Source organism: Rothia sp. CCM 9417, assembly GCF_048513575.1.
Classification (GTDB): Bacteria; Actinomycetota; Actinomycetes; order Actinomycetales; family Micrococcaceae; genus Rothia.
The window spans coordinates 175,360-201,750 of the sequence record NZ_JBLXXT010000002.1; the positions used below are offsets into that span (position 1 = coordinate 175,360).

Consider the following 26,391-nt stretch of genomic DNA (forward strand, 5'->3'; position numbering starts at 1 on the left):
AGGCTGCGGGAGGCCTAGATAATATCCTCGGGCTCAGGGAACCAGCGGTTAAAGTCCAGGGTCAGGTAGAGAGCTAGCGCGGCAGCGTTATTATCGCTAATACATACCGATACCTGCTGGTAGCCGTCTGCAAACATCTGATCCAGGCTCCGGCGAATCAGCTGCTCAGCCAGGCCCTCACGGCGGCGTGAGGCCGCAGTGAACAGCTCGTAGATGGTCGGTATATTTTTGGGCTCGGTCACGATGCGGTTTTTGAGGCAGAGCGCAGCGGCGATGATCCTGCCGTGGTCATCTAGGATGACGGGGGAGGCTTCAGCATAGAAGTCCCCGTGCTCACCGCGCAGGATGCTCGATATTTCTTGCTCAGCTTCTGACTGGGAACCAAAGCGGTTCTCGTCATAGGAGGCAAAGTACAAACGAGCCAAATCCTGAGCATCCTGTGGCTGCGCCCATCGAGTGTTTACCGTTAGAGGCTTATGTGACTTAGAGGTCTGCGATACCAGGGTAATTGTTCCGCTCATCTTCTTCTCTCCTCCTCAGGGGATGTCAAGTTTTGTACTTGTGATTTATAGAATACCGTCTTGAGGGGGTATTGCCTACTTATCCTCAGTAAACCGGGAGCCGCAGGATAATTTTATCCTGCGGCTCCCGGGGGGCCGCCTGTGGCGTTCTCTGTAGGTGCTCTATGGTCCGTAGACTGCTTGCTTTTTAGGCTGCGTGCTGGCAGGTGGAGCAGCTGCAGTTATCGCAGAGGCAGTTGGCGCAACTGTCACTGCACTCTGCGCACTGGCAACTCTGGTGGTTGCAGGTGGGGCAGTCGCAGTTACTGCATTCGCAGGTGGCGCAGATGTCTGAGCAGTCCTGGCATTGGCAGGTGCTGCATTCATCGTAGTGGCCCTCGTGCTCACGGTGGGCGTGACCATCGTGCAGGTAATCTACATGGTCCAGGTGGATGATAGCCTGGTGGCCGCAGTCTGGGCCGTGGGTGTGGGCGTGGGCTTCTGATTCGCGGTGGCTAAGGGTGCTCATCTTTGTTCCTTTGTATGTTGTTGGACATCTTGAATGATGTGTTTGATATGTTGATCAGCTAGCTGGTAGAAGGTTTTGCGGCCCTCTTGCCAGCTAGTAATAACCTGGGCCTCTTTGAGGAGCTTGAGGTGGTGGCTGGCCAGGGGCTGGGAAACCCCTAGGCAGTTATGAATCTCACTGACCGTATGGGGTTGGTCCATAATGTGGTGGCACATAGCTAGCCGCAAGGGGTGAGCTAGAGCCGAGAAGAGCGCCACTGAGGGCTCGTAGGTCTCTAGTGGGTATTCTTCAGCGGTATCCATAAGAAATATTTTATATAAAGAAATTTTTATAAGTCAAGGGCTTTAAATCGCTCATCAGGAAGACTGGCTGGATCCCGGTGGCGGGGATACCCTAAGGGTAGGGAAGCTCGTGGGGTATCCTATAGCTTGTGTCAAAACGTTCTTTGTGGTCAGTAGATAGTTCCAGCATGGTGGTTCACGGCGATAATCTTGCCGTGCTCAAAAACCTGCCCGAAGAGAGTTTCCAACTTATCTACATCGACCCGCCCTTTAATACGGGTAAAACCCAGAAGCGGCAGAGCATCAAAACCGTGCGTGCTGAGAGCGGAACCCGGGTCGGCTATAAAGGCCAGACTTACGAGACTATTAAGGGCGATATCTACGGCTATTCAGACTCATTTGAGAACTACTGGGAGTTTCTAGAGCCCCGGCTCATGCAGGCCTGGCGACTACTCAAACCCAGCGGCACGCTCTACCTGCACCTGGACTACCGCGAGGTGCACTACGCCAAGGTGGTACTCGATGCGCTCTTTGGCCGTGAATGCTTTTTGAACGAGATTATCTGGGCTTATGACTACGGTGCTAAGTCAAAGAAAAAATGGCCCGCCAAGCACGACAACATTCTGGTCTACGTCAAAGACCCCCAAAATTACTACTTCAATTCATTGGCTGTTGATAGGGAGCCCTACATGGCGCCCGGGCTGGTTACCGCAGAGAAAGCCGCGATTGGCAAACTGCCCACAGACGTTTGGTGGCACACTATTGTCTCACCCAGCGGTAGAGAAAAAACTGGCTATGCCACCCAAAAACCCCTGGGTATCCTGCGCCGTATAGTGCAGGCATCGAGTGCCGAGGGCGACTGGGTGCTGGACTTCTTTGGTGGCTCCGGTACAACCGGGCACGCCTGTGCGGAGCTGGGCCGTAAATTCCTGATGATTGACCAGAACCCCGAGGCCATTAAGGTCATGCGCAAGCGCCTGAGAGCTGTGGACGGTCTGGACGTCACCTTTAAGAAATCACGAGCTAAAGCTTCACAAAATCTCCCAAAGGCTGTCTAAAAACAGCATAATTGTTGGTGCAACCATGTCTCCCAGAGAAAGTGCAGATTCATGGCTCAGAACCAACACACCTTTGGGGTAGGCCCCCGCCTTTCACAATTCCTCACCGAGACTCAGGAGCTGTGGCAGGCCTCTATCCAGCACAGGTTCATTGATGAACTCTTCAATGACACCTTGGACCCAAAAGTCTTTTGCCGCTACCTGATTCAGGATTACCAATTCTTCGAGGCTTTCATCTGCATGTTGGGCTCTTGCGTTGCCCGGGCTGACAGCATGAAAGCAAAGATCCGCTTCTCACAACAGCTAGGCTTTCTGGCTAGCGATGAAGACTCATACTTCCTGAAGGCCTTCGGGCAGTTCGGAGTGCCCGAAGCGGACTATTCGCAGCCTGAACTGGATGCAACAACCAGGCAGTTTCAAGAGCTGATGTACTCAGTGAGCCGGGAGGGTAGCTACGCGGAGCTCCTGGTCATGTTGGTTATCGCTGAAGGGCTCTACCTGGACTGGGGCTCTCTGCAGAGGGAGCTTCCAGAGAATGACCTGTACCGGGGGTGGATTGATCTGCACCGTGGCAATTCTTTCAAGGAGTGGGTGAACTTCTTGGCAGGGGAGCTGGAGCGCCAACTTCTTGATGGTGAGCAGGTTCAGGCCCTGCTGCCGCTGTGGAGAAAGGCTCTTCAGCTTGAATATGACTTCTTTGAACTGGGGTACAAGGCACTTTCCTAAGTTTCGCTTGCCCCGCAATTTCTGCGCGGAGGTCTTGTGCCCCACCCCCCCATCTGTATTATTAAAAATAATACAGATAGGGGGGAGACCATGAACATCACCATTAGGGATAATTCGCCGCTACCGGTCTACCAGCAGATACACGATGCGGTGGTCCAGGCAATTGCTACCGGCCAGCTGGCCTACGGCGACCAGCTTCTTTCCGTGCGAGCCGTGGCCCAGGAACTCAGCATTAACCCCGCCACGGTGCTCAAAGCCTACGACCTGCTTAAGGCAGAAGGCCTGATTGTTAGCCACAACCGAGGGAAAACAACCGTCGCCGCCGACCCGCACCATACGGCTACAGACCTGGACAGTAGTAGTTGGGAAGAAGCCCTCCTGCACCTGTTGGCCTTAGGGCGCGCCCAAGGCAGAGACACCGAAGCCATTCTTCTCACCGCGCGCCAGCAACTGACCTGGCTCGAATCCCAGCAGGAGGCTAGCCATGTCTAACGCATTAGCATTGCCCATACTTACCTTCATCACGGGGCTCTTTTTACTAGCCGTTCTGCTGACAACCCCGAATCTCGCAGCGGTCAACAAGCCCTACGGGGTGAACATCCCCCTGAGCTACGTCCACACACCGGAGCTCAAGCAGGCAAACCGGGTCTTTACTCTCTGGACGGTAGCCACATCTCTACCACTTATTCTGGGGGCAAGCCTTTTAGCGGTTCTTAGCCAGCTGAACGGGCTGGTGGCTCTCACCCTGCTCCCTTTTCTACAGCTGGCCGGAACGGCCTACGCTATTGCCAAAGCACGCACGGTGGTTGCAGACTTTAAGGAGCGGGGCAAGTGGTACGCCGGGGTAGAAACCGGAAAGACCTTTAACATCAAGGTCAGCCAAGGCTCACCCCTGAGCATGCCAACCGGCTGGTTTGTGGCCTCTCTGCTCCTGGTAGCCCTGTGGGCTCTCGCCCTTGCTCTGCGCTACCCCCAGCTGCCCGACCCTTACCCCGTTCACTTCAATGCGGTGGGTGAAGCCGACGGCTGGGCGGCTAAAACGGTGTGGGCTGTCTTTATGCCTCTTTCTAGCGCCCTCTTTACCCTCGGCACGGTATGGCTGTGCGGCTGGTTTGTGGCCCACCAGATAAACGGTCAGACCAAACCGGGTGAGGCCAAGCTGGCTGGTCTTTCTGCCAAGCCGCCCCAAAACCTTGACCTGTTGAGCGATGCTTTGGGCGTGAGTGCCGCAGACTACCAGGGACTCCGCACCAAGGTTGCGGCTCAGAAAACCCTGCATTCCCTGGGGCTACTTGCTTTTACGCTGACGCTCGGTATCGGACTACTGGACCTCTCCGCACTGATTACTCTGCCCGGTTGGTTCCAGGCAGCCAAGCTCTGGGTCTTCTTAGTGCTGGTGTTAGGCGCTGCTCTGCTGGTCAGCTTGGCCGGTGTCAAAGCTACCCGGTCGCTCGATAGGGCCGTCCTTGCGCTTGCCCAAGCCGGGGCAGTGGACCCCACCGAACTCGAACTACCCGATGAAAGCGACCACATCAAGTACGGGATTTTCTACTACAACCGGGATAACCCCAACATCATGGTGCCTAAACACATCGGTGTTGGCTACTCACCCAACTGGGCGCACCCGGCAAGCTGGGTCTTTGGCATCATCTTTCTGGTCATTGTGGTCTCCAGTATTCTGCTGCCCTTCCTGCTGGCAGGGTAGACTTGATACTGTTCTGCACCCTCGTACCGTGCAGATGTACACTTCAGCTCACCCGTTGTAGGGGTGGGCACTACCCTTTAGGAGACTCCTTGTCATCCCTTTCCATCACCCTAGCCGGCGCCGCTCACACCGTTGAAGCAGGCACCACCGCAGCCGACCTGTTCGCCGAGAACCCCGAGATTGTCGTTGCCCGTATCGACGGCACCCTGGTAGACCTCTCCACTGAACTGACCGACGGTTGCACCCTTGAACCTGTCAGTATCCATGAGGAAGACGGCCTGAACGTGCTCCGCCACTCAGCCGCACACGTCATGGCGCAGGCGGTGCAGGAATACCGCAAGGACGCCAAGCTGGGTATTGGCCCCTACATCACCGATGGCTTCTACTTTGACTTTGACGTTGAAGAACCCTTCACCCCCGAAGATCTGAAGAAGATCGAGAAGAACATGGTGAAGATTATTAAGAGCGGCCAGACCTTCCGCCGCCGCGTGGTCACCCAGGCTGAGGCCGAAGCGGAGATGGCAAACGAGCCCTACAAGCTGGAACTGCTGACCCTCTCCCAGGGCCCCGGCTCCGGCGCCGACGCCGCCGAGGGTGCCTCCGTTGAGGTAGGCGCTGGTCAAATCACCATCTACGACAACGTCAACAAGAAGGGTGAAACGGTCTGGAAGGACCTCTGCCGCGGCCCCCACCTGCCCAACACCAAGCTGATTGCTAACGGTTATGCGCTCATGCGTGCCGGTGGCGCCTACTGGCGCGGTTCCGAGAAGAACCCCATGCTCCAGCGTATCTACGGCACCGCCTGGCCCACCAAGGAAGAACTGGTGGCCTACAAGGACCGCATTGCTGAGGCTGAGCGCCGTGACCACCGTCGCCTGGGCGAAGAACTGGACCTCTTCTCCTTCCCCAAGACTATCGGCCCCGGCCTGCCCGTCTTCCACCCCAAGGGCGGCGTCATCCTGCGCGAGATGGAAAACTATGTCCGCACCCGCCACATTGAGGAGGGCTTCCAGTACGTCAAGACCCCGCACATCTCTAAGGAAGACCTCTTCTACACCTCCGGCCACCTACCCTACTACGCAGACGGCATGTTCCCCGCAATGGAGGACGAGGGCCAGGCCTACCGCCTTAAGGCCATGAACTGCCCCATGCACAACGAGATTTTCCGTTCGCGTGGCCGCTCCTACCGTGAGCTACCCCTGCGTCTCTTTGAATTTGGCACCGTCTACCGCGATGAGAAGTCCGGCGTGTTGCAGGGCCTGACCCGCGTGCGCATGATTACCCAGGACGACTCCCACTCCTATGTGACCAAGGAGCAGGCACCGGACGAGGTCCGCCACCTGCTCAAGTTCATGCTGTCCCTGCTGGAAGATTTCGGTATGACCGACTTCTACCTGGAATTGTCCACCCGCGACACTGAGGGCGATAAGAAGGACAAGTTCATTGGTACCGATGAGCAGTGGGAAGAAGCCACCGCTGTGCTGGAACAGGTTGCAGCAGAGACCGGCCTGGAACTGGTCGCTGACCCCGGTGGTGCCGCCTTCTACGGCCCCAAGATTTCTGTTCAGGCTAAGGACGCCATTGGCCGTACCTGGCAGATGTCTACCGTACAGTACGACTTCAACCAGCCCAAGCGTTTTGGGCTGGAATACCAGGCATCGGACGGTACTCGCCAGGAGCCGGTCATGATTCACTGTGCAAAGTTTGGTGCTTTTGAGCGTTTCTTGGGTGTACTCATTGAGCAGTATGCCGGTGCTTTCCCGGCCTGGTTGGCCCCGGTTCAGGTCATTGGTGTGCCGGTTGCTGAGGCTTTCAACGATTACATGGGCCAGGTTGCCGCTAAACTACAGGCCGCCGGTGTGCGCGTTGAGGTGGATTACGGTACTGACCGGTTCCCCAAGAAGATCCGCACCGCTTCCAAGCAGAAGGCTCCCTTCATTCTGATTGCCGGGGGAGAGGACGCCGAGAACGGCGCGGTCTCCTTCCGCTTCCGCGACGGCTCCCAAGAAAACGGCGTGCCCGTTGATGAGACTGTACGCAGGATTGTGGAGCACATTGAGCAGCGGGTGAATGAAGATCCCAAGGGTACAACTGAGGCGTAACACACCATACGTAATATAACTGAATATAGGAGCGTGGCCCATACCATTAGGTGTGGGCCACCGCTTATTGTACAAATGAGAGTATAGAAGTATAACTCTGCCCCTTTCGGTATAAAGATTATCAAAAATCTTCTATGAAGAACTATATAGGCAACATGATGGAAGAAATATACAAAAACTTTTTTAGTATCAGCAATCTCATTGAATACGGGTACTACGATGCACCTATTAGAGTGGTAAAGAATATTTATAATAACTCAATCCATTATGGGCTTCCTGATTCAATATACGAAGGAGTTTTTAGCCTTACTGAATTTGCTGAAGCCATAGATAGGTTAATTAGTATTTTCCCGACTGAAAAACTGGATACTGAACCGATAACATTCACGGTCCCCAAAAAACGGTTTAGTCGACGCGTGTATAAGTTTCCTAACCTATACTCATATTCCATGATTTGTAAATTTATCGTAGATAATCGGTCAGTATTTATCAATGCATTCAAAAATGACAAGAACTCTACTTCAAGATTTTTTAACATCGAAGGCTTTGAATTTGAGAAAACAAAGGAGATTGAGAAAGATCTATTAAAGTTTGGGAAAAATGTTATCGAAATTGATTTAGCTAATTTTTACCCAACTATATATACACACAGCATTGATTGGGCAGAGAGAGGAAAAAACCATGCGAAAGCATTTAGAAAAAATAATAATCCAGGACAAATTGCAATTGAGTTAGATAATCTTGTCCAAAATTGTCAATTTGGTGAAACACATGGTCTTCCCACAGGGACATTAATGGCTCGAATTGTAGCAGAATACTATATGTCATTTTTTGATTCGAGGCTAAGAACAGCAGGTTTTGATTCGTTTACCAGATATGTGGATGATTTTAAATTTTCCTATATCAGCGAGAGCGATCGAGAGGACTTTATGAGAGAGTTCATCAAAATATGTTCGGAGCTAGGATTACACCTAAATGAATCTAAAACCAAAATAGAAGAATATCCGTATACAAATGGTTTGAATAAGTCTTTTATCAAGAGTTGGGATCTGGAACTATCCTCAAAGAAGTGGGATTCAACTTTGAGGTCATCTATCCATAATATAATTGACCACTGCATTGTCGAGGAAAATAATGGCAATAAAGGATCTTTAAAATTCTTTTTTTCATCGCTGAGGTATAAGTTGAAGAATGAAAAAGAGCAATTTTCAAGAGTGAGGGATGTTTTTTTCAATTCTAGTACACGGTATGGCGTAACTCTTTTCGAACGACTCCTGGATGTTTCATTAACTACGCCGAGCCTGAGCAACAATTTTCTACGGCTTTCGGCTGACCTGAAAGAAATATCTGATGGATTCGATTTGGAGATTAACTCCTTGGTTCAAAATTATTTCACAAATAATATAAATTATAAAAAGCTTATCAATAAATATTGCAGTAATAATTTGCATCAGGAATTATACCAGCTGCTGATGTACAGTTACGAGTTTAATGTTGACCTAGATATAGATGAACATTTAGAACTAATATTTACTAATGAGTCTGACGACTTTTCGATGATCCTATCCATACTTATCTACTATAGAAGACTGGACGACAGTCGCGACTGGTTCCCCCTCTTCGAGGTTTTAGACGAGCTTCTGTCTAGTGCTCATTTAGAGTATGCTAAGATTTCCAAATATTCGCGTATGAGAGAAAAATTTTGGCTCCTAAGGTATTTCTTCTACACTTTTATTAAATCTGGTTACATAGACGAAAAGGAATTGAATAAATATTCAAGAAGTAAAGGCTATGTAAATTGTTCAGAAGGAGGATTTAAGACTGAGTTAAATTATAAATATATATTTCATCTTGATAAGCAGGATTCAGTTTCTAGATTCTACGAAATGATGCTTGAGGATGATGTTCACGTGGTGAACCTTTCAAATTTATAGACTGTATTTTATCTTGTCACCCTTTGGCTATTTATTGTTTTGGGTCAATTTTGTATTGTCTTTTTTGAAGTAGCTTATTCCTTATGATTGACCTGATGAAAACCCTAGCATGCTTGTGCTTGCCGAGGATAGATTTTTTTAATTATTCATTTATCCTTCTGTTGACTGTTTATCAAATGTGTCAAGTTATATTTATATCAAATGGAGGTGTGAAAAATCTTTTCATTTTCGGCCCCATCCTAATCAGTCGGTGTCCATGATATATTTAGTAGATTCTCTCAAAGGTGCTTACTCAATGCCGTGATTCTTTAAATTGATAGCTATGTCTGAAAGTGTCATTAATAGGTGTGGAGGTTTATTCAAAAGTCACAGCAGCATAAAACACCACACTCCGCACCACCACAAACACACACGTATACAGGCTCAGTTGCCAGCGGAAACCTTTATACAAGATACCCCAGGTCCTAACTTGGGCAATCATTCGTTCCACCACCGCTTGGCCTGAAGTAATGAATCTGTTCACCATCTTCACATCCGTAGGTGTCTCGAGGGCTTTGTTGCGCCTTGCTGGGGTGGCCAGTCCCAGCCCGATATAGCCCCCTTATCAGCCACGATCTATGAATCTAGCCACTGATCCAGCTCCTGATGCTTCAAAGCGTAAGCATCAGGTCTAGCCCCAGGTAGCGAGTCTGTGACGGCCAGTAGCTTTCTATCCAGGGTGCAGATGACCTGGTGGTTGAAACCAGCTTTCATATGTTTGTTGGAGAAATTTGTTGTACCTGATGAACGCCAGTTCCAGGTGGGTATCAGGGTGCCGTCGAGTATCAAAGATCCTGGGTGTTTGGCGCGCGGATCTAAGGGGTGGATTCAGCGGATGGGGGAAGAGCTTGTGGAGTGTTTTCTCAATGCTGTTGATGGCCGGTTAGATGGTGAGATGGGAGGCCCTGAAGGGTTCTGCGAGGAGTTCTTTGTTGAGGTTATGCAGGTGGTAGGTGAGCGTGGTTTTTTGGGCAAGGTTTCTTTCGGTGGTTTTAAGTATGTTTGTGATGATTTGTCCTCAATTTTGTCTTCCAGTCGGCCGTTGTCTGGTTGGTAGGTGTGGGTTGCGCTTCTGCTTTTGGGTAAGCCTCATGAAACCAGCATAAACCTATAGCAAGGAATGAGGGCTGATAATCTAGCTCGTTTAGCCACACGCTACCCCGACGCCCACCCTCCATGAGAGGTGGTTTCAGAATACCCTGTGGAGGCACCTTGCTATTTTTGGCCAAGAATTCGTAGCTAATGTAGCTTTTGTGCAAGCTCTTGCGTGAGCAACGAAAGGCCCAAAAAATTCCATGGGTATGCTCTCAAACAGTAACAAGCTGACACAAAAGAGAGTTTTACACAGCCTCGTGGCCCACTGCTTGCCTGGGGACACCGGCAGTGGTAGAAACTGAATAACAGTTCATTGCCCCACGTCACCCAGGAGAACCAGCATGGTAAGCCGCAAAACTCTCGCAACACCCATCACCCTAGTGGCTCTAGCAGCACTAACTTTTACTGGCTGTGGGGAGCAGAAAACTGGATCTATTCCTGAGCCGTCAACACCTTCCAGCAGTGCCGTATCTTCAACCAGCGTCACGGGGACCCCAGCAGAATCCGGTGACGTAGCCGAGCATTACTCAGGCGGGTCTAAGGCGCCAGAAGGTGAATATCGCCCAGCTGATAAGCAGGGGCCTGCACAAAATGTACCCAAGCCGGTTAAGCCGGAGGGCATGAACGTTGAGTCAGAGGATGGACTCTTTAAATTCGTCGGTTACTGGAACGACTGTGTGAATTATGGGATTCAGACCGGTGACTTTTCATATGCTGAGCCCCTTGTCTCTGATGAATATACCAGCGAACGAGAGTTTTATATTTGGTCCAATGAAATCTACAACCGAAAGGGGTGGATTGAAGGTGGCCGACGAGAAGCAATCGTTGGAGAGGGCCTGCTAGTTGCCCAAGGGGATGGAATTTACACCTGGGGTGGGAACCTAAATATCGAGGATATGAGAGTCCAGCTGGACGGCCCTGGCGATTTAGTGGACTGGTCTCACACTCGTGGCCAAGGAATTTATTTTATCGCGAAGTTTGAAAAAGGGTTCTGGACTCTTAAAGGGGTTGAAGTAGTAGAAGGGCAGTAAATTGACAAAAACTTTTAAGAGCCTGCGGGTTATAGTAACAATTCCGCTATTGAGCCTGGTCACATTGAATAACTCTTGCTTTGCCGTCGAAGGAAACATTGATAACTCGACAATCAAAGTATGGAGTAATCAGAAATTTAAAGATTTACCTCCAGGCTATCCCGATAGATTTGCTGACAATAAAAATACAATTCAACCAGTGCCTAGGCAAGTGGATGAAGATGTATACCGTTATTCCTCTAATTCACTGGGTGCCTCGAAGTCTTCTCCCGTACACGTCCCCTGTAGCAGTCCTGACGCTTCCCGCAATCTGGTGCTGGCCCCACCCGACGCTCCTGGCGTCCAGCAAGGCAAATTCGGCCAAACCTACCTCTGCCTACCCAAAACACCAGACGGACAAGCCGCAGACCCCATCGAATACACCCTACCCGACGGCCAGACCGTCACCGCCCCAGAACCAATCATCGTCACCACTGAGGACTTCCAAAACCTCGGCATCCTGCCCTCAGAAGCCCACCAAGAACGCGCACCGCACACCCTCAAAAACTACAACACCAACTTCTGGGCCAGCCCCCAAGAACAAACCTTTGACATCGAAATGGGCGGCGTACCCGTCCAAGTGCGTGCCATCCCTAGCTCCTACACCTTCACCTACGGCGACGGGCAAACCCTGAACACCACCAACCCCGGCTACCAGCTAGGCGAAGACGTCTGGGATCAAGAAACCCCCACCAGCCACAAATACGCAGAACCGGGCGACTTCAACTACAGCGTCACCACCTACTACCGGGGTGAATTCAGCGTAGCCGGCGGCCCCTGGCAAGTCATCGACGGAACAGGTGAAGCAACCAGCCAGCCCCAGCTCATTCGCGTATGGCGGGTGAAAGCTGGACTCGTTGCAGATGATTGCGCCACTAACCCTAGCAGCTGGGGTTGCCCAGGGCAATAGAAAACAGCCAGCACAACAAAGCGCGGTGCCGCCTCTTCTGGGAGCGGCCCCGCGCTGTAAAACTTACTACAGGCTACTTACAAGCCCGTATACCCCCACTTAGCCGTTAGCGCCGGGCATAGCAGGCGGGTTGCCAGCCGGGGGAGCACCCGCGCCACCGGGCATAGAACCAGCCGCAGGTGCGGTCGTGGTATCAATCGGCACAGGCAAGGCATCGGAGGTGTAACCGGCATCGGTTGAACCGGTCAAAGGTAGTAGCTGCATGTCCCAGCCGTCAGAGAAGACGTTGTCGGTTTCCAAAGTAATCTGGGCCAGGTTAGCGGCAGAACCTGAGTAGGCTTCCAGAGCGTAGACCTTATCGCAAATCTCCTGGGGCATAGCCATCTGAGAGGTCAGAATAGCCTTGGTGGAATCGACAATATCGTCAATGGAGGTGAAGACCTCAAAATGGATATGGGGCCAGCGGCCAGCGTAGCAACCGGGAACAATACTCTCAAAAGTCACTTTCCCCTCAGCATCGGTCACCTGCACACCGCGCAACCAAGTCTGGTCAGTGTAGCCATCAGAGTACATGGAGTAGTTACCCTGGGCATCACAATGCCACACATAAACAGCCGCATTAGCCATGGGCTTATTGCTGTTGGCCATATCAATGACCTGTAGGTTCAGGGTCAAAGGAACCCCGGCAACCTTCTCGGTTGAGCCAATGCTGGTGGTGATGTTAGAACGCTCAACGCCGGTTACTTTCAGCACGTCCTGGCCGTTGGAGCCGTCACCGGGGTAAGGGCCAGCGGTTTCGTCAGGCATCTCGGTGGCATAGGTCGCAGTCGCAGTGGCCGAAGCACTGGGGCTTGCGCTAGAAGTAGTTGCAGATGTTGAAGCACTCGAGGAAGCGGTGCTGTTCTCCGATGAACAAGCAGCCAGCACAAAAGCGGAGGCACCCAAGCCAGCTAGGCCCAGCGCCTTACGGCGGTCAAGAATTGTGCCAAGGTCAAAGGCTAGGCCCTGGTCTTCAATATCCTCTCCCGGCCGGTCCAAAGGGCGACCTTCAAAAGTGAGCTTTTGATGAGATTCCACATCATCTGCTTCACGTGCAGGAGGGAAAGGGACCGACCAGAATTTAGAGAAACAGGGCATGAGATCTCCTCCATAAGTTGTCAATGAATTAGGTATAGAAACCAGAACCAAAGTTATGTTCACCCCTAACACTAAATAGAAAATCTGAGCAGATACTTGCCCACAACAGGTGCCGGCCTGGGCATCAGAAGATAATTACTGGGTAAAAGCTAGGGAGAATCCTGTAAAGGTGGAGCACTGGCCCTGACCGGCGACCACTAGAATATGAATATGAGTAAGCAAGCGGAGCCAGGGCCGGCGCAAGATCTAGAACATGAAAATAAAAACCTGTGCATGCCCGGCCTCCTCCTCAGCCTGAGAAAACAGCAGGAAGTCGCCCACTACCAGGGAATTCCCTACGCCGAGGCAAAGAGATTTAGCTACCCCCAACTCACCCCCTTAGAAACCCTGACTCCCAACTTCAGGGCCAAGACCCCCGCCCCCGGCTGCCCTCAACCCACAGGGCCTGCCGGGCCGGACATCGGCCAGCCCACCAGCTTCTCAGAAGACTGCCTCAAACTCAGCGTCATGACCCCGGCTGAGGCCCACGGCGGAAAGTTGCCTGTGCTGGTCTTCTTCCACGGGGGTTCCTACCTGACCGGTGGGGGAGACGCCCCCGCCTATGACCCCCACAAGCTGGTTGCAGAGCAGAACCTGGTAGTCGTTACGGTCACCTATCGGCTAGGTCTGCTGGGGTTTTTGGGAGGGACCCCGGGCCGCCCCGCCAACCTTGGGCTACTGGATGCCCTGACGGCCCTGCGCTGGGTCAAAGGAAATATTGAGAGGTTTGGCGGTGACCCGGAATGTGTCACAGCCTGGGGACAATCCGCTGGCGGAGACCTAGTTGCCCGCCTCCTAGCTACCCCCGAGGTGGCGGAAGAGAACCTCATCCACAGGGCTATCATCCAGAGCGCCCCCTTGGATCTGGGCTACGGCAAGCAAAAGCTGACTGACTACCTACTGGCGGCCACCGAGCACCTAGACCCCCAAGCACCTGCCCAGGTCTGGGCGCATCAGGGCGGCCGCTACTTCTTCGCCAACCCCCTACGTTTTGGCTGGTCCGGCTTTCTACCCCTGGGGTGTCAATTTGGTGCTTACCCACTACCGGCAGAGGAAGAAGAACCCGTCCAACTGGCACAGCTAGCGGCTAGGGTACCGCTCTTGGTGGGCAACATGCCCAGGGAGGCGGCCGGGCTGACTCCTGAGTTCCCCACCGCGCTGGGGAACTTCCTCTTTGCCTGTGGCGAGCCTCTGACCCGTTGGCTCACCGAGCGGATCTACACGCGAGCCAGCCGGAACTTTGCAGCAAAATACAGGCGGGCCGGTGGGCAAGCATCTGTCTATTCGCTGGAAACTGGCTCGGGCTGGCACTACCGGCGCTCAACCCACAGCTCAGATCTTAGCCTGCTCTTTGACAATCCGGCCTGGGAAGGTTCAGCGCTCCGAGCAGGTGCGGGGCCATCAACCCGTACTCAACAGGGGCGGGCGCTGCGCGCTGTCTGGGCTAGCTTGGTACGAACCGGCTCAGTGCCCGAACAGTATACCGATGCGGCGCGAATCAGTCTTGCCTAGATTAGCTTTAGCCAGGTCTTAAAAGTCAATATTTCTCAGCTAAGGGGCGTTTGCGGTTTTGCTCATTCAAGAGGTTCACCCGGTTAGATAGAGTTGGCTCTGTACCTACCTAACTTTGTAAAGGATGAGGAGTTATGGTTTCCCCACTGTATGAACCTTTCACTCTTGGCTCTATGAGCACCCGCAACCGGCTCTGGGTGCCGCCCATGTGCCAGTACTCTGTGACCGAAGGCGACGGGCTTGCCACCGCCTACCATGTCGGCCACTATTCCGCGCTGGCACGCGGCGGTGCCGGGGCCGTCATTGTTGAAATGACCGATATTGAGCCCCAGGGGCGTATTAGCCCCAACTGCCTGGGCCTGTGGAGCGATCAGCACACCGAGGCCTTCAAACCGGTGGTGCAGGCTATCCAGGCAGCGGGCGCTAAGGCCGGTATCCAGATTGGCCATGCGGGGCGCAAAGCCTCAACAGCCGGTGAGATTGCGGCTCGTGGCGGTCACAAGGGGACGCTTAGCCCCCAAGAAGGAGGCTGGCAAACCCTAGCCCCTTCAGCTATTGCCTACCCGGGCTATGATCAACCCCAAGCGCTGAGCCTGGAGAAGATTGAGGAACTGGTTGAGGCCTTTGGGGCCGCCGCTGAGCGCGCCCTTGCCGCTGGCTTTGACTTTATTGAAATCCACGGCGCCCACGGCTACCTGCTGACCCAGTTCCTCTCGCCCCTGTCCAACGAGCGTACCGATGAGTACGGCGGTAGCCTGGAGAACCGTGCACGGTTTATCCGCAGGGTAGTCCGGCTTATGCGTTCACGCATCCCAGAGACTATGCCCCTGCTGGTGCGTCTGTCGGCCAGTGAGTTTGTGGAGGGCGGTATCACGCCGGAGGAAACCGTTCAGGTGGTGCAGTGGCTCAAAGAGGATGGCCTTGACATGGCCGATGTGTCTGCTGGCGGTAACTGTCCGGCTAAGATTAGGGTCTTTGCCGGCTACCAGACCCCGCTGGCACACCAGATTAGGCAGCAGGCCGAGATTCCTGTGGCGGCTGTTGGCATGATTAACTCACCCCGTCTGGCTGAATACATTGTGGGCTCTGGACAGGCCGATATTGTGCTGGTGGGCCGTGAGGCCCTGCGTCGCCCCTCCTTCGCACTGGAGTGGGCGCAGGAGCTTAAAGAAGACATTGACTACTACCCGGCCCAGTATCAGCGGGCCTGGAACACTCGGCGCTAACAAACCTTTGCGAGCCGGAGCTTCCTCTCTTGGGTGCTCCGGCTCCTGCACTTGCTCGAGATGGGCAGTAGACTAGAGAAGGTGACGACTACGCCCGATTACACCACCGATTCTTTTGAGCTACCCGGCGTACCCGACGCTTTCCAGCGCCTGTGGACGCCCCACCGCCGTGCCTACGTCAAAGGCGGTCAGAAGGACTACACCGAACAGACCTGCCCCTTTTGTGAAGCACCGGGCCGCAGTGATGATCAGTCACTGATCGTACACAGGGGTCAGCACGCTTTCGTCATTCTAAACCTCTACCCCTATAACCCCGGGCATCTGCTGGTCTGCCCCTACCGTCACATTCCTAACTACGATGACGCCACACCCCAGGAAACCGCTGAAATTGCGGCGCTGACCCAGCAGGCTATGGGCCTATTGCGGTCGGTCAGTAATGCCGCTGGCTTCAACATTGGTATGAACCAGGGTAAGGTCGGCGGGGCCGGTGTTGCCGATCATCTGCACCAGCATCTTGTTCCCCGCTGGAGCGGTGATACTAATTTTCTGCCGATTGTTGCCGGCACTAAAACTGTTACCCAAACCCTGGATGAGATTCGTACCTTGCTGGCCGATCACTGGGCTCAATCAAGGCACTAAATGCACTGTACTGTGCGCCAAAAATCGTGCTAAAAGTCTAGAAGAGGCGCGGTTCGCTACTTTCCTTGTGAATGAGCCCGCCCACTCTGGCACAGGCTTTGTTTGAGAGCGTGGCGGTATTGACTAAGAAGGTTTCTTCCGGGTTGCCGGTGTGGGCTGTTAGGAATTTGCCGGTACCGCCGGTGACGTAGAAGCCGTGCTCACCCTCGGTCAGTGAGGGGTAAGCATACAGCGGTTCGGGGTTTTCTGCCCGTAAAGAGGCATAAGCCCGCCCCATAGCCAGTGAAGGCACCCAAGGCTCAGCCAGTGGCTGGAACCCGCTGATAGTGTCAGCGGCATCTTCAAGTGCCCAGGTGGCGGCCTCGACTGCCATATAGTGGGCTGACTTAATCTCTGCGGGGGTCAGCGGGTTCACCCAGGAACGGTACTTGGTGGAGGCGTGTTTAAACTGGCTCAGGTTAGCATCCCGGGACACGAAATCTTCTAGCTGACGCACAATGATGCCGGTCTGCGCGCGGGCAATAATCGTGGCTGTAGCAACCGCTTGATCGTCCAGACGGCGCGGATTGGAGTGGAGCGAAGCGGTACCGACCTTTGAGGTGGCATCGGGAAAGGTCGCAATATAGAGAAAATGCTCTAGGTTAACGTAATCTAACGCTGCCGGGGTCATCTGCGCCCCTAAATGCACCCGATGGATGGGGGCAAACTCGTCGCGGGCCAGGCAAGTGGGGCACTGCTTACCTTTTGGCACCAGGGCGGAGCTGGGGCAGGGCAGGTGAGTAAAACCAGGCCCTTCGGTCTTGGCTTGGGCATAACCGGTGCAGTAGGTTCCCGCAGATTCTTCCCCGGGCTGTAGAACCCGAACCCCTAGGAAGGCTCCCGGAGTGATAGGTAGGGTATGAACCTGCCCCGCTGGCTTACCGGCTTGGAGAGGTTCAACTGTCAGAACCGGGGCGCGCTCCCGCCAGGTGATATCTCGCCACACAAAATCGTGCCCCATAAGAACATCATCGAGAAGACCGTACACCGAAAAGCCCCTTTTCCCTTGCCTGCTGGCTGAGTTACCAGGTTATCTTATGCCCCGAGTAGTGGAGGCAGGCCCTGGCGGAGCTGGTGAGCAGCCTTGGAAACATCGAAACTCTGGGTGAGGGCGCGAACCACGACGATCCGGCTGGCTCCTGCCTGTACCACCTGGGGCAGGCTTTCCTGGTTGATAGAGCCAATAGCAAACCAGGGTTTGCGCGGTTGCTGGGCGGCGATGTAGCTGATGTAGTCTAGGCCAGCGGCCGGACGGCCGGGCTTGGTGGGAGTTTCCCAGACCGGGCCGCAGGCGAAGTAGTCAACCTCGGGGTGACTCAAAGCTGCTAGACCCTGGGCCGGTGTGTGCGTTGATAGGCCCAAGAGCACATCGGGGCCTAGCAAACTACGGGCCTGATTGGGTGTCAGATCGGTCTGGCCCATATGGAAAATATCTGCCCCTACCAGTGCGGCAATATCGGCCCGGTCATTGACTGCAAAAAGCTTGCCCGCCCGGTGGGCAATCTCTTTTAGTAGCGCGAGTGCTTCAAGTTCTTCATTGACCGGCAGGGTCTTATCGCGCAGCTGGATAATATCCACGCCCCCGTCAAAAGCCTTGGTCAAAAATTCTGTGAGGTCCCCCTGCTCGGTTCGCGCATCAGTGCACAGATAGAGCTGAGCCGCGGCCAGTAATTCAAGGCCTTGAGCGCGCGTATATGACGGCTCTGTGACGTTAACAAAATTCTTTTGGGGCATTTTTACCTCCCGAGTCACGTATCTATTTTTTTCAGACACTGTTACTTCCTATACTAGGGGCAGAACATACGGGAGCGTGCGGCACCTGTGCCCAAAGCGCGCTGAGAGGGCGAAAGCCGACCGTCAACTTGATGCGGGTCATGCCGCCGGAAGGATCTGTTCACCATGTCCAGTACCCTGCTCAACTGCCAGAAGGAACCAAGGATAGGTTCTTCGGGGCAAGACCCTGAAGCGACACCACCCGAGCAGGCCGACATCGTCCTTATCGGTGGGGGAGTCATCGGGCTCAGTACAGCCTGGCATTTGCTCCAGGCCGGACGGCAACCCATTGTGTTAGACCCGCACCCGGGTAGCGGTGCCTCCTTTGCCGCCGCCGGAATGTTGGCCTCTATCTCAGAAGTGCAGTACCGCCAAGAGGCCCTGCTCCCGCTGATGCGTACCTCCGCCCAGCTCTACCCCGAATTTGTCGCAAGGTTAGAGGCCACTAGCGGCCAGAGCGTCGGGTGGAGGCCCACCGAAACCCTTGTGCTGGCCTTTGATCGGGCCGATGCCCAGCACCTGACTGAACTTGCCACCTACCAGCAAGAACTGGGGCTCACACCAGAGCCCATCGGAGCCCGAGCTGCTCGCCGCCATGAACCTGTCCTCAGCCCCTCGCTAGCCGGAGCCGTTTCCATAGCCCAAGACCACCAGATAGACCCACGCCGCCTGATGCGTGCCCTTGACCAAGAGCTTGCGGGAAGGGTTATTCGTGCAAGTGCGCAGGGCATCACCCTAGAAGACGGTACGGTTACCGGTGTGAGCTGGGTTGATGCCGATGGGAACCAAGGGAGCATGGCCAGCACCCAAGTGGTAGTTGCCAACGGGCTTGCCGCAACCCAACTGCACGGCCCGGACTCGCTAGAAAGTCTGCCGCTGAGGCCCGTCCACGGCGATATTCTGCGCCTAACGGTCCCGCCCCACCAACGGCCCTTCCTCACCCGGACCATCCGAGGGGTTGTCCGGGGCAACCCCGTCTACCTGGTTCCGCGCAAGGACAACACCCTGGTCCTAGGAGCCACCATGCGAGAAGACCAGCAAACCGGACTGAGCGCAGGCGGAATCTACCAGCTCCTGCGCGACGCCCACGAACTCGTGCCCGCCCTGACCGAACTCGAAATACACGAGGCCACAGCGCGCGCCCGACCGGGAACCCCCGATGACATCCCCCTCATCGGCCAGCTCACCCACCGGGGCCAGCCAATCACCGGCGCTCTGCTAGCCACCGGCTTCTTCCGCCACGGAATCCTCCTGGCCCCCTGGGCTGCCCAGCTCATCACCCGCCAGCTCACCGGCCAGACCACAGAACAAGACTTGGCAGACCTAGCTACCTGCAACCCCTACAGGTTCGCTCAACCCGATACTCTCTAACCCTGACACTCTGCTAAACCCGCCCCTGCCCTCAAACCGAAAGGCACACCCGTGAACATCCTGCTCAACGGCCAACCCACCACCCTCCCCGAAACAGCAACCGTGCTCACCGCCGTCGAACACCTCCACGGCAGCTCACTAGCCCAAGAAGACGCCCGCCGAGGAATCGCTATAGCCCGCAACCAAACCGTCATACCCCGAAGCACCTGGCAAGACACACCGCTAGCCGAGGGCGACACACTCGAAGTCATCACCGCAGTCCAAGGAGGCTAGTACCATGACCGGCATCAAGGACCAGCTCATTATCGACGGAGTAAGACTCAACTCCCGGCTCATCATGGGAACAGGCGGAATCACCTCCCTGACCAACCTAGAAGAAGCCCTCACCGCATCGGGCACCGAACTCACCACCGTAGCCCTACGCCGCTACACACCCACCACCAGCGAATCACTCTTCTCCATCATCCAACGCAAGGGCATCAAAATCCTGCCCAACACAGCCGGCTGCTACACCGCCAGAGACGCCACCCTCACCGCAGAACTCGGCAGAGAAGCACTCGAAACCCACTGGGTCAAACTCGAAGTCATAGCCGACGAAACCACCCTGCTCCCTGACACCCTCGAACTACTCGAGGCCACCGAACAGCTCGCCTCACGCGGCTTCACCGTCTTCGCCTACACCAACGATGACCCCATCGTGGCACGCCAACTCGAACGCGCCGGCGCAAGCGCCATCATGCCCCTAGGCGCACCCATCGGCACCGGCCTAGGAATCCTCAACCCCCACAACATCCAAATGATCGCAGAGCAGACCGAGCTACCCGTCATCCTCGATGCCGGAATCGGCACAGCCTCAGAAGCCGCGCTCGCCATGGAACTCGGATGCAGCGCCGTCCTGCTGGCCTCAGCAGTCACCCGCGCCCAAGACCCAGTCGCCATGGCACAGGCCATGCGCCACGCCGTCCAAGCCGGCTACCTGGCCCGGCAGGCCGGCCGCATCCCCAAACGACACCACGCCCAAGCCTCATCACCCATGCAAGGGCGCATCTTACAGGGCATCCCCACCGCCCAGGACCTCACCCACCAGAGCTAAAGGCAAAGCATGAGTCAAGAACTACCACCCCTAGCACCGCTGGTTGAACCCCTCCCGCACCTGAGCGAAATCCAAGCCCGCATCGGTGCACGGCACACCAGCCTGCCCGGCATCGGAGAAACCGGCCAAGGCCGCCTCGCCGCCGCCCGCGTCCTGATCATCGGAGCAGGAGGGCTCGGCTCACCGCTGGCCCTCTACCTCGCCGCCGCAGGAATAGGCCACCTGGACATCATCGACGGAGACACCATCGAAGAATCCAACCTCCAACGCCAAATCATCCACCGCTGGCAAAACGCCGGAAAAAACAAAGCCATATCCGCCGTCGAACAAGTCCAAGCCCTCAACCCCTCCATCAAGGCCACAGCCCACCCCTTCTACCTCACACCCCACAACATCGAAAACCTGCTCGCCTCCTACGACCTCATCATCGACGGCTCAGACAACTTCGCCACCCGCTACCTGGTAGCTGACACCTGCGAAATACTCGGCAAACCCCTCATCTGGGGCACCCTCTCCCAATACACAGCCCAAGCCACCGTCTTCTGGTCCGCACCCCGCTACCTCAACAGCCACCCAAGACAAGGCTGGAGCCTGCGCGACCTCTACCCCGACATGCCCCACCCCCAATCCGTCCCCACCTGCGCCGCAGGCGGAGTACTCGGATCCCTCTGCGGAACAGTCGGCTCCATCATGGCCACCGAAGCCATCAAACTCATCACCGGCCTACCCCAACCACTACTGGGCACACTTTGGCTCTTCGACGCACGAACAGCAACCACCAGAACCCTGACCATCACCCCCGACCCCAACCGCCAACCCACCCGAAACCTCAAGACGGCGCTCGCAGAGATTCAGCGCTATTCGAGTGAGCAGGATAGCCAGCAGGTACCCTCCATCAGCTACGAGGACCTGCGGCTGAACCGGGAGCGTTACCAGCTACTTGATGTTCGCAGTCCGGACGAACGCCGGGACGGCCACTACGAACACGATCAGCATCTGCCTCTTGACCAGCTTCTAGCAGAGCTGAGCAAGGGCAGCACACTGGGCGAACTTATGGAGAACCCCTCAGAGTTGCCGCTTGTGGTTTACTGTGCCGCCGGTAGCCGGTCAGCTCGTGCGGTCCAAGCTATTCTCGCTAGCACCCCGAACCAAAAGATCTACTCACTGACCGGGGGCTGGAAACCTTTCTAAAACCAGCAGGAAAGGCGGTGGGCGTGGGCCTGGCTGGCTAGTGTGGAGCAAACCAGTAAGATAGAGAGCATGTCACGACCTGTAGTACGCCTTGTTGGCCAAGGCATTCGTTATGCAACTAAGTTACGCGGGGGCGGTTCAGCTTTCCCCGGCCTGGTCATGGAAAAGCTCCACCCAAATTTTGTGGCCCAAGAACTCGCTAAACTTCCGCACGGCGTCGTTGTTGTCTCGGGCACCAACGGCAAAACCACCACCACCAAGATGGTGGTCCAACTGCTGGAGTCTCAGGGTCTAAAAGTTTTCACCAACCGGACCGGGTCTAACTTTGTGCGCGGTGTTGCTGCGGCCCTGCTAGGTGAGATGAGCCTGACCGGCAAGCTTGATGCCGACATCGCTGTTCTTGAACTTGATGAGGCTCACGCCGTTCACTTTGTGCGCATGGTCAAGCCCCGCTACTCGCTTTTGCTGAATGTTCTGCGCGACCAGCTTGACCGCTTTGGTGAAATCGATACCACCCGCCGCATGCTGGCCAGCGTTGCGGGCGCTACCACCGGCACTGTAGTTCTCAACCGCGAAGACCCGCGCATCCTCTCCCTAGCAGAGAACCTGCTTGAAGGCACCAAGACCAGCTACTTCGGTCTTTCCGATAAGCTTCGTGTGCTCTTCCCCTCAGATGATCAGATGCGTCTTGGCCCGGACGGTAAGGCTCAGGTGGTTAGCCGGCCTCAAAGGCCCGCAGCCGCGGTCACTCTCAAAGACTTTAAGGGTACCCAGGCAACCTTTGACCTTGACGGTCAGGAAGTGCAGGGCACCATCAACCTCTACGGTGTCTACAACATCTTTAACGCTGCCGCCGCTATAGCGCTGACCCGCGCAGTGATGGGGGAGAAGCTCAAGACCGATCAGCTACTGGCTGAGCTTGAACATATCACCCCTGCCTTTGGTCGCGGTGAAACCCTGACCGTTAAGGGCCAAACCCTCCAGCTTCTACTGGTCAAGAACCCCAGCGGCTTCCGCCTATCACTGGCATCGGCCGACGCCCGGGACTACTCAACCATGATCACCATTAACGATGCCTACGCCGATGGGCGCGATGTGTCCTGGCTCTGGGACGTCGACTTCCACTCATTGATAAATGGTGGGGTCAGCATGGTTTCAGGCGTGCGAGCCTACGATATGGCCCTGCGCCTTGAACATGATGAGGTTCCTGTAGAAGCTGTTAACGAAGACCTGGAGCAGGCACTGGCTACCTTCATTACTCGGTCCCAGGGCCGCCCCATGCGCATCTTCTGCACTTACACCGCCATGCTGGCGATCCGAAAAGAACTAGCCAAGATTACCGATGTGGAGGCCATTTCATGAGCCAGCTCCAGAACCAGCCCGGCCACGAAGCCTCTGCTGATCTAGCAGGTGAAAAACACCTGAAGATTGTTCAGCTCTACCCGCGTGACATGAACATCTACGGTGACTGGGGTAATACTCTGTCTCTGTCTCGGCGTGCCAAGGCCCACGGTTTCTCCGTTGAAGTTGTGGACTACAATCCCGGTGACCCGTTCCCTAAGGACGGCGACATCTTCCTAGGTGGTGGCGGGCAGGACTCAGGCCAGTCCCGTATCCAGGACGATTTGCTGGCCCGCGCTGAGACTCTGCGCCAGCTCGCGGCTGATGGCACCCCCATGCTGGTCATTTGTGGGCTCTATCAGCTTTTCGGTCAAGACTTTAAAACTGTCAGCGGTCAGAGGCTACAGGGTATCGGTGTCTTCGATGCTCACACCGTGGGCAGTGAGGAACGCCTGATCGGAAATATTGTCGAGGAATCAGCTGAGTTCGGAACCCTTGTTGGCTTTGAGAATCACTCGGGTCTGACCTACCTGAACGGTGATACCAAACCACTGGCTACCGTTACCAAGGGAGACGGCAACAACAAGTCCGATACAGGGGAGGGCGCTCGTGTCCATAACGTAGTGGGAACCTATCTGCACGGCTCCCTCCTGCCTAAGAACCCCGCTATCTCGGATTTCTTAATCAAGCAGGCCGCGCTCAAAAAATACGGTGAATTCGTACCGGTAGACATTGACGACAGCCTGATTGAGCAGGCTCGAGCCTCCGCGATTGCTCGCCCTCGTTAAGGGCTCGGGGGCTAAACCGGGACCCGAAGACAGGGCCCATGCTGAGGGTTCTGCGAAGCAGAGCCGAAATCGCTAGAATAGAACGCGTCAAAAGGTGCCCGCATAGCCGGGAACTTCAAAAGCACAAGGAGAATCATGTCAGGTCATTCCAAATGGGCCACAACCAAGCACAAGAAAGCCGCTATTGACGCCAAGCGCGCCAAGGCCTTTGCCAAGTACATCAAGGCAATTGAAGTTGCTGCGCGCATGGGTGGCCCCGACCCGGCCGGTAACCCCGCCCTTGATCTGGCTGTTTCAAAGGCTAAGAAGAACTCTGTTCCCAACGATAACGTCGAGCGCGCAATCAAGCGCGGTGCCGGCCTGACCGGTGAAGCCATTGACTACACCGAAATCATGTACGAGGCTCGCGGCCCCCAGGGCACCGCTCTCTACATTGAGTGTCTGACCGATAACCGCAACCGCGCCGCGGCAGAAGTTCGTACAGCTGTTACCCGCAACGGAGGCACCATGGCAGACTCCGGCTCTGTAGCCTTCCTCTTTGAGCGCAAGGGCGTTGTTGAGGTCGCCAAGACTGACGGCCTGACCGAGGACGACGTGCTGATGGCTGTTCTCGATGCCGGTGCTGAGGAAGTTATCGACGAGGGCGACGTTTTCACCGTTGTCTCCGAGGCAACTGACCTGCCTGCTATCCGTAAGGCTCTGGTTGATGCTGAGCTGGAATACAACAATGATGACCCCGTCTTCCGCCCCACCATGAATGTGGATCTGGACGCCGAGGGCGCCAAGAAGTTCCTTAAGCTGGCCGATGCCGTTGAAGAACTTGATGACGTTCAGAACGTCTACTCCAACGCCGATATCAACGAGGCTGTTATGGCCGAGCTGGAAGCTGAGTAAAACCTAGCGATGGTCAAGGGTGTACCAACCGGCAGGCTTGTACCTGCCAGCACCTCAACCCGGCGCCCGGAAACCGCTGTGCAGCGGGTTCCGGGCGCTGCCCGTATTTTAGGTGTGGATCCGGGCTTGACCCGGTGCGGTTTTGGCCTGATTGATATGACGGCCAACCGGCAGGCTCACTTTGTCAAGGTGGGGGTGTCCGGAACGGCCGCGGCCGAAAGTCTTGACCAGCGCATTCTTAAGATTTTTCGGGCAGCGGAAGAATGGCTCGATACCTACCAGCCCGACGCTCTGGCCATTGAACGTGTGTTTGCGCAGGAGCAAGTGAATACCGTTATCGGTACCGCTCATGCCTCTGGTGTGGTGATAGTGGCGGCTGCGGCGCGCGGGGTACCGGTGCATTTCCATACGCCCTCCGAGGTTAAGGCCGCTGTGACAGGTTCAGGCCGGGCCGACAAGGCCTCTGTGGGCAGAATGGTCACAAGAATTTTGGGCCTTGACACCATGCCCAAACCTGCCGATGCCGCCGATGCTCTAGCCCTCGCGATTTGTCACGGCTGGCGTGGGGGTAGCATTGGTTCGGGCATTAATATGGCCGCCAAAACCCAAACCCACCAGGGATCCCAGCCTGCTGCCTCCCGGCTTTCTGGGCAGCTAACGCCTGCCCAAAAGGCATGGTTAGAAGCTGAGTCGCGTGCTCGGCGCTCATAAACCCACCTTGTTTTAGTACATATATTCGAATAGACTGTTTCTATGATTAGCTCTCTCACCGGTACGGTAACCCACCTGGGCCTCGATACTGCCGTTATTGATGTCAATGGCTTTGGCATGCTTGTGCACTTAACCGCCCGAACTGCCTCCCATCTACGGCTGGGGGAGCAGGCTACCGTGCTTACCACCATGATTGTGCGCGAAGATTCTATGACTCTCTACGGTTTTGCTGAGGCCGCTGAGCGTGAGGTCTTTGACATGATGCTCTCGGTTTCGGGTATTGGCCCCCGTATTGCCTTGGCCGTGTTGGGTGTACACACTCCTGCCGAGGTTGAACGGGCTGTTGCTACCGGTGACGATAAGGCCTTTACCAGGGTGCCCGGTATCGGCCCCAAGGGGGCGCGACGTGTTGTGCTAGAGCTGGCAGGTAAGCTAATCCTCGCCGATGGTGCCAGCGATCAGCTACCCATCAACCAGGGCGTTAGCTGGAAACCCCAGGTACAAGATGCCCTGACCAGCCTGGGCTGGAATGAAAAGGATGCCGCAGCTGCTATCGAGTCCTTTATCGAACATAACCCTAAGGCCGAGACTATGGGCCTTGCCCAAGCCCTCCGCTCCGTGCTTGCTTCCCTGGGCAACCAGAGCACAACCGGCCGCTAGAATTTCTTGTTGCCTTCCCCTCGAATTT

The 26,391-nt window shown here is 55.3% G+C and carries 28 protein-coding genes and 1 riboswitch; of the genes, 23 read left to right on the forward strand and 5 right to left on the reverse strand.

Translation table 11 applies throughout. The features are described 5' to 3' along the window. Positions 1 to 14: 14 nt before the first annotated feature. The gene (locus ACN082_RS04275; protein ID WP_419099605.1) at positions 15 to 521 is read right to left on the reverse strand and encodes a GNAT family N-acetyltransferase; all 507 of its coding nucleotides are present in this window, start codon (positions 519 to 521) and stop codon (positions 15 to 17) included. Positions 522 to 717: 196 nt separating this feature from the next. On the opposite strand from ACN082_RS04275, the gene ACN082_RS04280 reads away from it, so the two are divergent. Next, entirely contained in the window at positions 718 to 855 is a 138-nt protein-coding gene (locus ACN082_RS04280; RefSeq protein WP_419099606.1) for a hypothetical protein, read from the forward strand. Between the two features lie 12 nt (positions 856 to 867). After that, positions 868 to 1,005, forward strand: a complete 138-nt coding sequence (locus tag ACN082_RS04285) for a hypothetical protein (protein ID WP_419099607.1) — start codon at positions 868 to 870, stop codon at positions 1,003 to 1,005. Positions 1,006 to 1,025: 20 nt separating this feature from the next. Here ACN082_RS04285 and ACN082_RS04290 read toward each other — a convergent pair whose 3' ends face one another. After that, positions 1,026 to 1,331 (reverse strand): ArsR/SmtB family transcription factor, encoded by a 306-nt coding sequence (locus ACN082_RS04290; protein ID WP_419099608.1) that lies wholly within the window; start codon positions 1,329 to 1,331, stop codon positions 1,026 to 1,028. A gap of 167 nt (positions 1,332 to 1,498) precedes the next feature. Here ACN082_RS04290 and ACN082_RS04295 point away from each other — a divergent pair, with 167 nt between their 5' ends. From ACN082_RS04295 to ACN082_RS04335, 9 genes are all read left to right on the forward strand, one after another. After that, positions 1,499 to 2,368, forward strand: a complete 870-nt coding sequence (locus tag ACN082_RS04295) for a DNA-methyltransferase (protein WP_419099802.1) — start codon at positions 1,499 to 1,501, stop codon at positions 2,366 to 2,368. Positions 2,369 to 2,419: 51 nt separating this feature from the next. Continuing rightward, complete coding sequence (locus ACN082_RS04300) at positions 2,420 to 3,094, forward strand: TenA family protein (protein ID WP_419099609.1); 675 nt, start codon at positions 2,420 to 2,422, stop codon at positions 3,092 to 3,094. Between the two features lie 90 nt (positions 3,095 to 3,184). Beyond that, positions 3,185 to 3,586: a GntR family transcriptional regulator gene (locus tag ACN082_RS04305; protein ID WP_419099610.1), complete on the forward strand. Its 402-nt coding sequence runs from the start codon at positions 3,185 to 3,187 to the stop codon at positions 3,584 to 3,586. Beyond that, complete coding sequence (locus tag ACN082_RS04310) at positions 3,579 to 4,799, forward strand: DUF1648 domain-containing protein (RefSeq protein WP_419099611.1); 1,221 nt, start codon at positions 3,579 to 3,581, stop codon at positions 4,797 to 4,799. The genes ACN082_RS04305 and ACN082_RS04310 overlap by 8 nt, the downstream gene beginning before the upstream one ends. Before the next feature lie 89 nt (positions 4,800 to 4,888). Further along, positions 4,889 to 6,901, forward strand: coding sequence for a threonine--tRNA ligase (thrS, locus tag ACN082_RS04315; RefSeq protein ID WP_419099612.1), 2,013 nt, complete (start codon positions 4,889 to 4,891; stop codon positions 6,899 to 6,901). A 134-nt stretch (positions 6,902 to 7,035) separates the two neighbouring features. Further along, the gene (locus tag ACN082_RS04320) at positions 7,036 to 8,835 is read left to right on the forward strand and encodes an RNA-directed DNA polymerase (protein ID WP_419099613.1); all 1,800 of its coding nucleotides are present in this window, start codon (positions 7,036 to 7,038) and stop codon (positions 8,833 to 8,835) included. Between the two features lie 691 nt (positions 8,836 to 9,526). Then, positions 9,527 to 9,931 (forward strand): hypothetical protein, encoded by a 405-nt coding sequence (locus ACN082_RS04325; RefSeq protein ID WP_419099614.1) that lies wholly within the window; start codon positions 9,527 to 9,529, stop codon positions 9,929 to 9,931. Positions 9,932 to 10,310: 379 nt separating this feature from the next. Continuing rightward, positions 10,311 to 11,000, forward strand: coding sequence for a DUF6318 family protein (locus ACN082_RS04330; protein ID WP_419099615.1), 690 nt, complete (start codon positions 10,311 to 10,313; stop codon positions 10,998 to 11,000). 211 nt (positions 11,001 to 11,211) lie between these two features. Next, positions 11,212 to 11,949: a hypothetical protein gene (locus ACN082_RS04335; RefSeq protein ID WP_419099616.1), complete on the forward strand. Its 738-nt coding sequence runs from the start codon at positions 11,212 to 11,214 to the stop codon at positions 11,947 to 11,949. Positions 11,950 to 12,048: 99 nt separating this feature from the next. On the opposite strand, the gene ACN082_RS04340 is transcribed toward ACN082_RS04335, so the two are convergent. Further along, positions 12,049 to 13,026: an intradiol ring-cleavage dioxygenase gene (locus ACN082_RS04340; RefSeq protein ID WP_419099617.1), complete on the reverse strand. Its 978-nt coding sequence runs from the start codon at positions 13,024 to 13,026 to the stop codon at positions 12,049 to 12,051. Between the two features lie 333 nt (positions 13,027 to 13,359). Here ACN082_RS04340 and ACN082_RS04345 point away from each other — a divergent pair, with 333 nt between their 5' ends. The 3 genes from ACN082_RS04345 to ACN082_RS04355 all read left to right on the forward strand — a co-directional run bounded on the left by ACN082_RS04345 (position 13,360) and on the right by ACN082_RS04355 (position 16,502). Then, complete coding sequence (locus ACN082_RS04345) at positions 13,360 to 14,637, forward strand: carboxylesterase family protein (protein ID WP_419099618.1); 1,278 nt, start codon at positions 13,360 to 13,362, stop codon at positions 14,635 to 14,637. Positions 14,638 to 14,771: 134 nt separating this feature from the next. After that, complete coding sequence (locus tag ACN082_RS04350; protein WP_419099619.1) at positions 14,772 to 15,863, forward strand: NADH:flavin oxidoreductase/NADH oxidase; 1,092 nt, start codon at positions 14,772 to 14,774, stop codon at positions 15,861 to 15,863. Positions 15,864 to 15,944: 81 nt separating this feature from the next. Next, positions 15,945 to 16,502: an HIT family protein gene (locus ACN082_RS04355; protein ID WP_419099620.1), complete on the forward strand. Its 558-nt coding sequence runs from the start codon at positions 15,945 to 15,947 to the stop codon at positions 16,500 to 16,502. 37 nt (positions 16,503 to 16,539) lie between these two features. Here ACN082_RS04355 and ACN082_RS04360 read toward each other — a convergent pair whose 3' ends face one another. Further along, positions 16,540 to 17,529, reverse strand: a complete 990-nt coding sequence (locus tag ACN082_RS04360; RefSeq protein ID WP_419099621.1) for a hypothetical protein — start codon at positions 17,527 to 17,529, stop codon at positions 16,540 to 16,542. Positions 17,530 to 17,576: 47 nt separating this feature from the next. Next, positions 17,577 to 18,275 carry a thiamine phosphate synthase gene (gene thiE / locus ACN082_RS04365; RefSeq protein ID WP_419099622.1) on the reverse strand — a complete coding sequence of 233 codons (699 nt, stop codon included), beginning with the start codon at positions 18,273 to 18,275 and terminating at the stop codon, positions 17,577 to 17,579. Between the two features lie 58 nt (positions 18,276 to 18,333). After that, a riboswitch (TPP riboswitch) is annotated at positions 18,334 to 18,448 on the forward strand. Here thiE and thiO point away from each other — a divergent pair. From thiO to ruvA, 9 genes are all read left to right on the forward strand, one after another. After that, positions 18,441 to 19,685 (forward strand): glycine oxidase ThiO, encoded by a 1,245-nt coding sequence (gene thiO, locus ACN082_RS04370; protein WP_419099623.1) that lies wholly within the window; start codon positions 18,441 to 18,443, stop codon positions 19,683 to 19,685. It overlaps the preceding riboswitch by 8 nt. 51 nt (positions 19,686 to 19,736) lie before the next feature. Continuing rightward, entirely contained in the window at positions 19,737 to 19,958 is a 222-nt protein-coding gene (gene thiS / locus ACN082_RS04375) for a sulfur carrier protein ThiS (protein WP_419099624.1), read from the forward strand. A 4-nt stretch (positions 19,959 to 19,962) separates the two neighbouring features. Then, positions 19,963 to 20,778, forward strand: a complete 816-nt coding sequence (locus ACN082_RS04380; RefSeq protein WP_419099625.1) for a thiazole synthase — start codon at positions 19,963 to 19,965, stop codon at positions 20,776 to 20,778. A 9-nt stretch (positions 20,779 to 20,787) separates the two neighbouring features. Next, positions 20,788 to 21,969 carry a ThiF family adenylyltransferase gene (locus ACN082_RS04385; protein ID WP_419099626.1) on the forward strand — a complete coding sequence of 394 codons (1,182 nt, stop codon included), beginning with the start codon at positions 20,788 to 20,790 and terminating at the stop codon, positions 21,967 to 21,969. Between the two features lie 60 nt (positions 21,970 to 22,029). Then, on the forward strand, positions 22,030 to 23,331 hold the full coding sequence (locus ACN082_RS04390) for a MurT ligase domain-containing protein (protein ID WP_419099803.1): 1,302 nt from the start codon (positions 22,030 to 22,032) through the stop codon (positions 23,329 to 23,331). Beyond that, positions 23,328 to 24,098, forward strand: coding sequence for a type 1 glutamine amidotransferase (locus ACN082_RS04395; RefSeq protein WP_419099627.1), 771 nt, complete (start codon positions 23,328 to 23,330; stop codon positions 24,096 to 24,098). The genes ACN082_RS04390 and ACN082_RS04395 overlap by 4 nt, the downstream gene beginning before the upstream one ends. A 135-nt stretch (positions 24,099 to 24,233) precedes the next feature. Then, positions 24,234 to 24,992 carry a YebC/PmpR family DNA-binding transcriptional regulator gene (locus ACN082_RS04400; protein WP_419099628.1) on the forward strand — a complete coding sequence of 253 codons (759 nt, stop codon included), beginning with the start codon at positions 24,234 to 24,236 and terminating at the stop codon, positions 24,990 to 24,992. A 78-nt stretch (positions 24,993 to 25,070) separates the two neighbouring features. Beyond that, positions 25,071 to 25,703 carry a crossover junction endodeoxyribonuclease RuvC gene (ruvC, locus tag ACN082_RS04405; RefSeq protein WP_419099629.1) on the forward strand — a complete coding sequence of 211 codons (633 nt, stop codon included), beginning with the start codon at positions 25,071 to 25,073 and terminating at the stop codon, positions 25,701 to 25,703. A gap of 42 nt (positions 25,704 to 25,745) precedes the next feature. Beyond that, the gene (gene ruvA, locus ACN082_RS04410; RefSeq protein WP_419099630.1) at positions 25,746 to 26,363 is read left to right on the forward strand and encodes a Holliday junction branch migration protein RuvA; all 618 of its coding nucleotides are present in this window, start codon (positions 25,746 to 25,748) and stop codon (positions 26,361 to 26,363) included. Positions 26,364 to 26,391 lie beyond the last annotated feature (28 nt).